The sequence below is a fragment of the Gilliamella sp. B2772 genome, assembly GCF_026536985.1.
Taxonomy (GTDB): Bacteria; Pseudomonadota; Gammaproteobacteria; order Enterobacterales; family Orbaceae; genus Gilliamella; species Gilliamella apicola_E.
In genome coordinates this window covers 987489-1000266 of record NZ_JAFNNB010000001.1, presented here as the reverse complement: position 1 = coordinate 1000266, position 12778 = coordinate 987489, and the positions used below count along the sequence as shown (strand labels likewise).

Genomic DNA, 12778 nt, shown 5'->3' with positions numbered 1-12778 from the left:
TCTCCTTTACTTGCCACGTTGAAACATTTTTAGCATTCTTTGTGTAACAAAAAATCCACCAAAAATATTGATACTAGCAATTAAAATAGCAACAAAGGCAATTGCCGTAGTTAAGCCATTATCATCACCGACTTGCAGTATTGCACCTACTAATATGATACCAGAGATAGCATTAGTAACTGACATTAATGGTGTATGTAATGAATGAGTTACATTCCATACTACGTAATACCCTACTACACAAGACAAAGCAAATACAGTGAAGTGTCCTAAAAAGGTTTCAGGAACCACATTAGCTAACCAGAAATAAGCAATAATCAATAAAGCTAAAATGCCAAATTTTTTTGCAGGTTGCATTGGTGTGGGTTCTGGTTTGGCGATAGGTTCAACCGCTTTTTTCTGTGGTTGTGCAGAAACTTGAATTGGTGGAGCTGGCCATGTTATTTCTTTATCTTTAACGACAGTTACGCCACGAATCACAACATCGTCAAAATTAATGTCGATGTTACCATCTTTTTCTTTGGCGAGTAATTTTAATAAGTTAACAATGTTAGTTCCATATAGTTGTGATGCTTGTGCTGGCATTCGGTTAGCTAAATCTGTATAACCAACTATTTTAACATTATTATCTGTTTCGAATACTTCACCCGGTTTGGTTAATTCGCAGTTACCACCAGTTAAGGCTGCTAAATCAACAATAACACTACCTGGTTTCATTGACTCAACCATCTCTTTAGAGATAAGTTTTGGCGCAGGTTTACCTGGAATTAATGCTGTAGTGATAATAATATCAACATCTTTTGCTTGTTCAGCAAATAAAGCCATTTCAGCTTCAATAAAGGCTGCAGACATCTGTTTTGCGTAGCCATCTCCAGAACCAGCTTCCTCTTCGAAATCTAATTCTAAAAAGTCAGCACCCATACTATTGATTTGTTCAGCAACTTCTGGACGTGTATCAAATGCACGAACAATAGCACCTAAACTAACTGCTGCACCAATTGCTGCAAGACCAGCAACGCCAGCACCGATTACCAATACTTTTGCTGGTGGTACTTTACCTGCAGCAGTGACTTGACCGGTAAAAAATCGACCAAATTGGTTCGCAGCTTCAATAACAGAGCGATAACCTGCAATGTTAGACATAGAACTTAATGCATCTAGTGATTGAGCTCGTGAAATACGAGGCACACAATCCATTGCCATTACAGTAATATTCTTAGTGGCAAGTTTTTCTAAAAGATCTTTATGTTGAGCTGGATAAATATAACTAATGAGTGTTAATCCCTCTTTCATCAGAGCGATTTCATCATCAGTTGGCGCGTGAAATTTTAAAATAAGATCATTTTGCCAAATATCCTTTGTGTTTTGAATAGTGGCCCCAGCATCAATAAAAGCTTGGTCTTCAAAATGAGCAGCGTGTCCAGCACCTTGTTCTACTGAAACTGTAAATCCAAGTTTTAATAGTTGTCCAACAGTTTGAGGTGTTGCTGCAACCCTAGCTTCATTGGCTAACCGTTCTTTTGGTATACCGATATGCATTACGTTACATCCTTATGTTAAAAAAGATTATTTATGTCTCCCGATTTTAGCACAAATTAGCGACAGTGCGAGTAGGTAATTTATTTTTTATTATCGAAATCTTAATATTAAATTTAATAATAAGTGGATTTTAAATTTGAGAATTGAAATTAGAATATTTCTCTTGTAATCAGTGTGAATAGTTTGTTTTAAAAGTGAACTATCTTAATCGCCATTAAGAACACCTCTGTTTGCCAAAAAATTGTTTTTTCTACCTATGGTTAAATATTAATTAGATATTTCAATTGGTGAGTGAGTTATCAGACTAAGTTTTGCAATTATCTGATAATTCAACAAGGTTAATTTGAACTTTAATTAATATTTCATAGTCAGCTGAAAACATCAACGACAGCACTATCTCTGATAATAACCTTTTATTGGTTTTATACGTGAGAAAATAAAATTATTGATATTTAATTATATATCAAATAGATACAAATAAATACAAATAAAGAATCATCTCATTTGAGTATAGTTACTAATGATATTCAAATACCGATCAATTAAAACATTTAATGAGGTAAATATATGGCAGATCTAAGCCAGAAAAAAAATAATATCTTGGCTTTAATGGTTGCTTTGCTTGCTGCATGTGTTGCTTTCCAACTTAATGCAAGCATGTTAAGCCCAGTGTTAGTTACTATAGCGAAAGAATTAGGAACTAATGATGCAGCTGTCGGACTATCTCAAACTTCTTTTTTTACAGCAGCTGCACTATTTTCACTATTCTTGCCCCGATTAAGTGATATAAAAGGGCGAAAAAAAGTATTAACAGCCATGTTGATTATAATGACTTTAGGTACAGTCATTGCTGCTATTGCGCCGAATATTGAAGTTTTGTATGTTGCTCGCATTATTCAAGGTGTATCAGGGCCAGTGGTTCCATTATGTTTGTTAATGTTAAGTTTTGAAGTAAAAGACGTTAAGCAATATGGTATGTTAATGGGTATCATAACAGCAGTAAATGGTGGTATTGCTGGTGTTGATGCTATTGCGGGAGGTTTACTTGCTACGCATTTTGGCTTCCGGTCTGTATTTTGGATTATAGCTATTGTTGCAGCAATTTCGACTTTTTTTGTTCATCGTTTTGCGTCAGAATCTCAGCCCTCTAAAGGTACCAAGATGGATTGGTTAGGCGTTTTGTTAATTGTTTTAACAATAGCTGCGTTATTACTTGCACTTAATGAAGCCGGTAAACTTGACAATGCTAATTGGCTGATTGTTAGTGGTTTAAGTTTATTCGCTTTTTTATGTTTTATTTTATTTTGGAATGTAGAAAAAAGAACTAAGCAACCTTTAGTCACAATTAATCATTTGAAAAAGCGTGCCACCTGGGCGTTGTTATTAACAACCACATTAACCATGACTGGGATCTTTGCCATCGTTAATGGTTTAGTGATGTCAATTGCCCAAAATCATGAAATAGGTTTTGGGTTAGACGCAGATTGGGCATCATTAATTTTTCTCACACCTTATGCTTTAATTGGTTGGTTTGTTGGGCCATTTTCAGGAAGATTGGCACCAATAATGGGCTATAATAAAGTGCTCAAATTAGGTTTAGTAGGTTGTATTATTGGTATTTTAGTTATTATGTCTTATGGCATTCATTCTTTACCTATTTTATCGGTTGGCGTGATTGTTTTAGGTATTTTTTATGCTGGAATGGCTAATATCATTTTAAATGGATTAGGTATCGTCTTATCTCCTACTGATAATCCAGGATTTTTACCTGGTATGAATGCAGGGGCATTTAATTTAGGTGCTGGTTTGAGTTTTGCTTTATTACCAGCAATTCAGATGATAAATGGAAACACAATTGATGGTTACTTTGATGGTATGTTGTTAGGTTTAATCATTACGGTGTTAGCGCTATTTTGTAGTTTTCTTATACCTCGTCCGATTAGTGCTGAAGTTTAAAAAGATAATTATAAAAAACGGGATAATGATCCCGTTTTTTATATATAAATTAATCTTCTTCAGGAATTAATGTAAAAACTAATGTAGTAAAAAATTTGTCTTGGGTAGCTAATTGACTATCTTTAAGCGGGAAACCAATTTCAACACCTATAACGTTTAAACCTTGATTTGGCACAATAATAGTAGCCTGGCCTTTATCATCAGTTTTCACTGTTTTGTCTAAATTATTTACAACATCGATGATGACAGGTGTATTGGTTAGTGGTTTACCATCTTTGAAAACGGTTATCGGTAAATTGTCGCCTCGTTTTAATTTTGTTGGGTCAATAGAAGGAACAATTTGTAGTGGAATATCTTCTATTATTTTGGGTTTGTTAACGGATGATAAATAGTTGACACTATATTTTATAGCATGAGTGCCCTTATTTGCACCTTTAACTTGATACATCGGCAAATTAACGTATTTACCATCCGCATTTTTGGTCCAATAACCATAATCAAAATCAACTGTTACTACAGCTGTATCTTTTGCAGGTTCGATGGTCACAAAGTTATTATGTGCTGTTTTTGAAACGGGTAGTACCGACCAATCACTATTATAAGCTTTAACTTTTTTCACCATTTCAGGTTGATAGCCATTATCTAAAGGTCCTTCACCTAAAATAATCTGCTTTTGATCGACTCGATCAGTAATCCATATACCATGAGCTGTCACGGATTGTGAAATTAAACCCATTAAAGTCCCCAATAAAACTGATAATAATACTTTATGCATAGATACCTCAATATTTTAAATGAAAACGATAATTATTATCATTTCTATATTTATATAAGTCAATTTAAATATAAAGTTAATTGGCTAATAAAATGGTCTTTTTTGTCTTGGTAACAAGTTTATTTAAGAAAATTAAATATTGGTTATCACATCTAATAATAAATCCTAAACTTAGCTATTTTTAACTACTACAATTTGTTATATAATCGATAAAATTTTGTCCATAACACAATATATTGTGTTTCTCATATTATTTTAAGATGTCGCGATATTGTGCATCTTTAATTAAGGAATCACTATGATGGATTTTTCCCAATCAGTGCCAGAACTGGTCTCTTGGGCAAAAAAGAATGATTTTTCGATTGCTTTACCTGTTGAGCGATTAGCCTTTTTATTAGCAATTGCTGTATTAAACAGTGAGCGCTTTGATGGCGAAATGACTGAATCTGAATTAATTGACGGATTTAGACATGTCTCTCAGATCTTTGAGCAAAGTGAAGATACAATTACTGTTCGAGCTAACAATGCCATTAATGATCTAGTGCGCCAACGTTTAATTACTCGCTTTGCTAGCGAAATGACCGATGGTTATTCTATTTACCGTTTGACTCCACTAGGAATCGGCATTTCTGATTACTATATACGCCAACGAGAATTTTCGACTTTACGCTTATCTATTCAGCTTTCTATTGTTGCACAAGAATTAAAGCGTGCAGCAGATGCGGCCCTTGAAGGTGGCGATGATTTACATTGGCATCGAAATGTTTTTGCTCCATTGAAATATTCTGTTGCAGAAATTTTTGACAGTATTGATATCACACAGAGAGTAATGGATGAACAACAAGCTGAAGTTAAACAAAATATTTCAGCATTGTTAAGTCAAGATTGGCAAGCAGCCATCAGTAGTTGTGAAGGTTTACTTACCGAAACATCACAAACATTGCGTGAGCTGCAAGATACGTTGGCAGCTGCAGGTGATAAGCTACAAGCCAGTTTGCTTCTGATACAAGATGCCACATTAGATAATCCAGATCTTGATAAAATTAACAATGTTGTTATGGATCTGCAAGGAAAACTAGACCGAATTATTGGCTGGGGACAAAAAGCAATAGACCTATGGATTGGTTATGATAGACACGTTCATAAATTTATTCGTACAGCAATCGATTTAGATAAGAATCGAGTTTTTTCTCAGCGATTACGTAAATCGATTCAAAGCTATTTTGATTTACCATGGTCACTCACTTTTGCTAATGCTGAGCGTTTACTTGATATGCGTGATGAAGAGTTAGCACTGCATGAAGCAGAAGTGACGGGTGAATTACCATCCGAGCTTGAGTTTGAAATGATTGAAGAAATTCAAGAACATATTATTTCGCATATAGAACAAAATTTATTGATCTTTAAACAAGAAAATAAACCACTTGATATGAGTAATGCAATTCATAGTTATTTAGCACAGTTCCCGCGTGAACAACATTTTGATATTGCAAGATTGTTTATTGATCAGGCTATTCGATTAGGTGTTGCCGAAGGCGATTTACTCGGTATCCCAGCCGAATGGAAACCTATTAACGATTATGGAGCTAAGGTACAAGCACATGTCATCAACAGATATTAATGATTTAGAAATAGAACAAACTTCCCATCATCTTGATGAGGTTATGGGGCGTATTGCAGCAAGCTCTCAAGCGTCGATAGATAAGTTTATGCCGGTAAAATTAGCTCAAGCTATTGCCAATCCAATATTTCCGGAACTTGACAGTCTATTAAGGTCAGGTCGTCATATTGGTATCGATGAGCTTGATAATCATGCTTTTTTAATGGATTTCCAACTTGAGCTTGAACAGTTTTATCAACGTTATAATGTTGAGCTTATTCGCGCACCGGAAGGATTTTTCTATCTTCGTCCTCGTTCAACTACTCTGATTCCACGTTCAGTATTATCTGAACTTGATATGTTAGTCGGTAAAGTGCTTTGTTATCTCTATTTAAGTCCAGAGCGATTAGCACATGAAGGCATTTTTACCTTACAAGAACTTTTTGATGAGCTTGTTTCATTAGCGGATGAAAGTAAATTATTGAAACTAGTCAATCAGCGTTCTACAGGCTCGGATTTAGATCGCCAAAAATTATTTGATAAAGTAAAAACTGCATTAAATCGATTACGTCGACTTGGTATGATCTTCTTTATTGTAGGTAATGATAGTAGCCGTTTTCGTATTAATGAATCTATATTCCGATTTGGAGCTGATGTGCGTAGCAGTGATGATGCTCAAGAAGCACAATTACGCCTGATTCGCGATGGTGAAGCGATTAAAATTGAATCATCACTTATATTAGATGATGATAATAGTGATGATGAAGATGTTAATGAGGAGATTGAATAATGATAATGGGACACGGTAAATTTCACTCATTAACCTTAATTAATTGGAACGGTTTTTTTGCTCGAACGTTTGAGCTTGATCAGCTTGTTACCACACTTTCTGGTGGTAATGGTGCTGGTAAATCAACCACTATGGCAGCATTTGTCACTGCATTAATCCCAGATTTAACCTTATTACATTTTAGAAATACAACTGAAGCAGGAGCAACTTCGGGTTCTAGGGATAAAGGTTTACATGGTAAATTAAAGCCAGGCGTGTGTTACTCGATGCTGGATGTAATTAATTCTCGTAATCAACGGATTATCTGTGGTGTGCGTTTACAGCAGGTTGCTGGTCGTGATAAAAAAGTTGATATTAAACCTTTTTTAATACAAGGTTTGCCTGTCAATATTACTCCAACAGAATTAGTAACAGAGCGCTTAAATGAAAAACAGGCTAGAATTTTATCTTTACCGGAATTAAAAGATAAGATTGAATCAATGGAAGGGGTTATCTTTAAGCAATTTAATTCCATTACTGATTATCATTCAGTCATGTTTGATTTTGGTATTTTACCTAAAAGATTACGTTCTTCATCTGATCGAAGTAAATATTATCGTTTAATTGAAGCTTCTCTTTATGGTGGAATTTCAAGTGCTATCACGCGATCATTACGTGATTATTTATTACCAGAAAATAGTGGTGTTAGAAAAGCATTCCAAGATATGGAAGCAGCACTTCGTGAAAATCGGATGACACTTGAAGCTATTCGAGTTACACAATCAGATCGTGATTTATTCAAACATCTCATTACTGAATCTACAAACTATGTGGCTGCTGATTATATGCGTCATGCTAATGAGCGTAGAGTTCATATCGAGTCCGTTTTAGGACTACGTCGAGATATGTTCAAAACGCAAGATCTGCTTATCAGTAATCAGTATCGACAAGTTGAGATGGCAAAAGAGATTAAAGAATATCAAGATGCTCAAGGCGATTTAGAGACCGACCTTCAGGCAGCAAATGATCATCTTAATCTTGCACAAACTGCTTTGCGTCAACAAGAAAAAATTGACCGCTATCAAGCAGATTTAGATGATCTTAATATAAAACTTGAAGAGCAAAATGAAGTTGTATTTGAAGCAAATGAACAGTATCAAACTTACCGAGATCAAGTTGAACAGACAGAACAAGAAGTTGATGAGATTAAAACTCAATTAGCAGATTATCAACAAGCTTTGGATGTACAACAAACTCGAGCTATTCAATATCAGCAAGCAATTCAAGCTCTGAAAAATGCCCAACAACTATGCCAATTGCCTAAATTAGGTATAAGCAATGTTGAAAATCACTATGAAGTTTTTCAAGAAAAACAAAAAGAAGTTACTGAAAAATTATTAGAATTGGAGCAGAGAGTTAGTGTTTCTGATGCTGCAATAAGTCAATTTGATAGAGCGTATCAACTAGTTGTTAAGTTGGTTGGCGATGTAGTACGAAGTGAAGCATGGAGTGCTGCTAGAGAAGCATTAAAACAATGGCCTTCACAATGTTATCAAGCTGAGCAAGCAGAACATTTACAGCTACAATTAGATGAATTAGAACAACGCTTTTTTGAACAAAAAGAAGCTGAATCATTACTAACTCAATTCTGTAAGCGTTTTGGTCGTCAAATCAATTATGATGAACTTGATGAATTAAAACAAGAACTTGAAGTTCAATTGGATCAAAATGCCGAGCTTGCTAACGAATCAAGTGAAAAACGAATTGAATTTAGGCAAGAATTTGAGCAAATACAAACAAAAATAAGTGACTATCGTCAAAAAGCCCCATTATGGTTAAAAGCTCAAGATGCACTTATAGCATTGCAAGAACAAACACAACAAACTTTTACTAATAGTCAATCAGTTACTCAGCATATGCAACAACTGCTTGAACAGGAACGTGCTTTAGTTACTCAGCGTGATCAAATAAACTTCAAACGAAATCAACTTGATACGCAAATAGAACAACTTAATCAACCAAGTGGTGTTGATGACGGACGTTTATCTGTTTTAGCTGAACGATTCAATGGTGTTTTACTTTCTGAAATTTATGAAGATGTAACAATTGATGATGCACCTTATTTTTCAGCATTGTATGGTCCGTCAAGGCAAGCCATTGTGGTACCGGATTTATCATTAGTCAAAGCACAACTCGAAAGCCTTACTAGCAGTGAAGAAGATTATCCTGAAGATATCTATTTTATCGAAGGTGATCCATCATCATTTGATGATAGCGTATTTGATTGTGAAGAGATGAATAAATCGGTTCTTGTTAAAACAGGTGATCGTCAATGGCGTTTCTCAAGTTTTCCTAAAGTTCCTTTGTTTGGTCGAGCTGCACGTGAAATACATCTTGAGAAATTATCAGCTGAACGTGATGAGCTACATGAACTTTATGCAACAATTTCGTTTGACCTTCAAAAATTGCAACGTATTGAGCAAAATGTTGGGCAGTTTATTGGTGAATATTTATCTGTAGCTTTTGATATCGATCCAGAAGCCGAAGTACAAAAACTAACAACACGACGCAATGAAATTGAACGCCAATTATTAGCACAAGAAAGCATTGATAAACAAAACCAACAGCAAGTGGCAATTTGTAAAGAGCAGCTAGCTACAGTTAATCGATTAGTTGCTCAGATGCATTTATTGGCTGATGATGATTTAGCCGATCGAGTTGATGATTTACGAGAACAAGTGGCTGAAGCGCAAGAAGCTGCGCAATATGTGAGTCGTCATCGTCATACTGTTTCGGAATTAGAACCAATTATTGCTGTGTTACAAAGTGATCCTGAACAGAATGAATCACTACGTGAGCAATATAATACTATCAAAGCTCAGCAACAAACTATTCGTCAACAAGTTTTTGCCTTAACCGAAGTCATGCAACGCCGTGCGCATTTTAGCTATGAAGATTCGGCTGGAATGCTAAATGAAAATAGTGATTTGAATGAAAAACTACGTTCTCGACTTGAGGTGGTTGAAGCACAGCGTACTGAAGCACGTAGCCAGATGCAACAGTATCAAGATAAATACAATCAATATAATCAAACTCTTGCTTCTTTGAAAAGTGCATTTGAAACTAAACGTGACATGCTCAATGAGTTGCATAAAGAGGTTGAACAAATAGGTGTTAAAGCAGATACAGCAACCGAAGAACGAGCACGTATTCGTCGTGATGAAATTCATCAAAAACTTAACAGTAATCGCCAACAATGCTCATCGCTTGAAAAACAACTTATTATGTGCGAAAGCGAAATGACACAAATGCAAAAACGTTTAGCACAAACACTACGTGATTATAAACAATTACGTGAACAAGTTGTGGAAGCGAAAGCAGGGTGGTGTTTAGTTTTACGATTAGTTAAAGAAAATAGCGTTGAACGAAGGTTACATCGTCGAGAATTAGCTTATCTAAGTGCTGATGAATTGCGCTCTATGTCAGATAAGGCACTCGGTTCATTGCGTCTAGCAGTAAATGATAATGAACATTTACGTGATGTATTAAGATTATCCGAAGATCCAAAACGACCAGAGCGTAAAATACAATTTTATATTGCGGTTTATAAACATCTTCGTGAACGAATTCGTCAAGATATTGTTAAAACGGATGACCCAATTGAAGCTATTGAGCAAATGGAAATTGAGTTATCACGATTAACTGAAGAACTTACCTCACGTGAACAGCAATTGGCAATTAGCTCAAAAAGTGTGGCTAATATTATTCGTAAAACTATTCAACGAGAGCAAAACCGTATTCGTATGCTTAATCAAGGTCTGCAAGCGGTGGCATTTGGTCAGGTAAATGGTGTACGTCTTAATGTTAGTATCCGGGAAGCGCACTCTTCGTTATTAGCAGCATTAGCTGATGATCAAAACGAGCATCAAGATCTGTTTAGTAATAATCGTATTACTTTCTCAGAAGCATTAGCTAAACTTTATCAACGCTTGAATCCTCATATTGATATGGGGCAGCGAACTGCGCAAAATATAGGTGAAGAATTGCTTGATTATCGAAACTATCTGGAAATGGATGTTGAAGTTAATCGTGGCGCTGATGGCTGGTTACGTGCTGAAAGTGGTGCATTATCAACAGGTGAAGCAATCGGTACAGGTATGTCGATCCTATTGATGGTGATTCAAAGTTGGGAAGAAGAATCTAAACGCTTGCGTAATAAAGACATATCACCTTGTCGTTTATTATTCCTAGATGAAGCAGCCCGACTTGATGCTAAATCAATTGCAACGCTCTTTGAACTTTGCGAAAGATTGGAAATGCAACTTATTATTGCAGCGCCAGAAAATATCAGTCCGGAAAAAGGCACAACGTATAAATTAGTACGTAAAGTCATTAATAACCAAGAACATGTTCATGTGGTTGGTTTAAAAGGTTTTGCATAATTTAATTTAACAAACTAATTCGCCGACTTTATGTCGGCGATATATGGTAGCGTTCAATCTAATCAAAAAGTATGATTGGTATTTGCCTCGTTTAAAATAACAAAATAGGCTACAAACTATTTATACTCTTTTTGATGTGCTTTACAGGATTTTAAAGAATGCAGCTGAATATTGAATTGGTGAATGGGTGGCGGCTCTTTTAAATCTCATGAATACTTCAGAACAATAACATATGCAGCATAATTAGCCAATGGCCAAATTTTTCACTAATGTATGTATCCTATCTATTAATAATAGTTGCTCAAAATTTGTTACTAATAAATATTAAAGTATCTATAAGCAAATTAAAGTGTTATTTCTGATACTTATTTTATTCTATTACAAACTGATTCGATTTTAGATCTAAAATCAATAGTATCTGTGTGATTATTGAGTTTTTTTATGCGTTTCGTTATTATGATGTTAAATGAGTCGTTATCCTTGATTTCTAAAGATTGTTTCAGAGTGCAATTTGATTCATAACATATTTCATTTACTGTACTGTTAAAGCCGTTGACATCGATAGTTTGTTTTGTTCCATCATTTTTAATTTCGTAAAACTTATCATCTAATATTCTAAATTTCATTGTAAAATCTTCAGGCTCAGTGGTATGTTTAAGCTCTTCTTCTGGGGATACATTTAGCCCTATACCATATATCGCAGTGCATTGCCAATCGCCCACAAGATATTCTTTGAGAACTTTATTATCACTCTCACCACAACCGAATAGAATTAGACTAACCATGCTTATAAGAATAAAATTTTTCATAACATTTCTTTGTTTTTGAATAATAATATGAGAATTATTCTTCAATATCAACTAGATGTTAAACTTTGCATTAATGAAATTTTCATTTTCTATCAAACCTTATCAATATAACTATGTAGACTTTCAATTTCAGTCAAAGGGTATTTCTAGTGATTTGATTTATTTCTATCTTTATTTGACGGTTCTTTCTATCGTTATAAAATTTTTAGTTATACAAGATTCACATAAATAAGCATATAATTAAAAACGTGGTTATAAATGTAACTTACTGATACTTGCAAAATAGTGAAACAGGCTTTAGGCGGTTAACACTTTAGGATTTGTTATTAACTAGTGTTCACTTTAGGTATTCACTTTTTTATTTTAGTTGGAAATAGAACTTATGACTTAGCCCAATATTAGTAATTAATCACCATTTTTTCTTTTAAGATCAATATAATTTTGGATGTTATTTATCCATGCTTGTTTTTGCTCCCAAAGTTGCTTCTCCGCACTGTATAACAACAATCCTTTACTTCTCAGATTATCCTTATAAGCTAATTTAATGTATTCTCGATTATATAGCCTCATTTTTTCTATAACATCATCACAAGAAACAATAGCTTCAAAAGCGATTTGTTCTGATGAATGTTGAGTTTTTTTAATCTGTTCAGATGCATATCCCCAAATACAAGTCGCAATATTTTTATGTTCATTGAATACTTTTATTCTAAGTTCAACGCTTTTATTTCTATCGTCTGCAAAAAGAATATTAGGAATAATTAAACAAATTATAAAAATACAACTAGTTATTTTTTTCATTATAGAGAAAAGCCATTATTATTTATTTCGTTAATTATAACAAAAAAACGCCAAAATTAAGCGATTTATATGATAACAAATAATAAC

Annotated in this window: 8 protein-coding genes; 4 read left to right on the top strand and 4 right to left on the bottom strand. The window is 34.4% G+C overall.

Annotated features, from left to right (window positions below; all coding sequences use genetic code 11):
- Window positions 1-6: 6 nt before the first annotated feature.
- Entirely contained in the window at window positions 7-1539 is a 1533-nt protein-coding gene (pntA, locus tag J3T98_RS04680) for a Re/Si-specific NAD(P)(+) transhydrogenase subunit alpha (protein ID WP_065562365.1), read from the bottom strand.
- A 567-nt stretch (window positions 1540-2106) separates the two neighbouring features.
- On the opposite strand from pntA, the gene J3T98_RS04675 reads away from it, so the two are divergent.
- Window positions 2107-3495, top strand: coding sequence for an MFS transporter (locus J3T98_RS04675; RefSeq protein WP_267362243.1), 1389 nt, complete (start codon window positions 2107-2109; stop codon window positions 3493-3495).
- Between the two features lie 49 nt (window positions 3496-3544).
- On the opposite strand, the gene J3T98_RS04670 is transcribed toward J3T98_RS04675, so the two are convergent.
- Window positions 3545-4270 (bottom strand): DUF4198 domain-containing protein, encoded by a 726-nt coding sequence (locus J3T98_RS04670; RefSeq protein WP_267362242.1) that lies wholly within the window; start codon window positions 4268-4270, stop codon window positions 3545-3547.
- Between the two features lie 298 nt (window positions 4271-4568).
- Between J3T98_RS04670 and mukF the strand changes: the two genes are divergently transcribed.
- Genes mukF through mukB form a run of 3 tightly spaced genes read left to right on the top strand, consistent with a single transcriptional unit; the run spans window position 4569 to window position 11081 of the window.
- Window positions 4569-5891, top strand: a complete 1323-nt coding sequence (gene mukF, locus J3T98_RS04665) for a chromosome partition protein MukF (RefSeq protein ID WP_065562362.1) — start codon at window positions 4569-4571, stop codon at window positions 5889-5891.
- Between the two features lie 43 nt (window positions 5892-5934).
- Window positions 5935-6660, top strand: a complete 726-nt coding sequence (gene mukE, locus J3T98_RS04660) for a chromosome partition protein MukE (RefSeq protein ID WP_065562474.1) — start codon at window positions 5935-5937, stop codon at window positions 6658-6660.
- A 2-nt stretch (window positions 6661-6662) separates the two neighbouring features.
- Window positions 6663-11081, top strand: a complete 4419-nt coding sequence (gene mukB, locus J3T98_RS04655) for a chromosome partition protein MukB (RefSeq protein ID WP_416380617.1) — start codon at window positions 6663-6665, stop codon at window positions 11079-11081.
- A 365-nt stretch (window positions 11082-11446) separates the two neighbouring features.
- Here the strand turns inward: mukB and J3T98_RS04650 are convergent, their stop codons facing one another.
- Window positions 11447-11890 (bottom strand): hypothetical protein, encoded by a 444-nt coding sequence (locus tag J3T98_RS04650; protein ID WP_065734785.1) that lies wholly within the window; start codon window positions 11888-11890, stop codon window positions 11447-11449.
- Window positions 11891-12295: 405 nt separating this feature from the next.
- The gene (locus J3T98_RS04645; RefSeq protein WP_267362240.1) at window positions 12296-12691 is read right to left on the bottom strand and encodes a hypothetical protein; all 396 of its coding nucleotides are present in this window, start codon (window positions 12689-12691) and stop codon (window positions 12296-12298) included.
- Window positions 12692-12778: the final 87 nt, after the last annotated feature.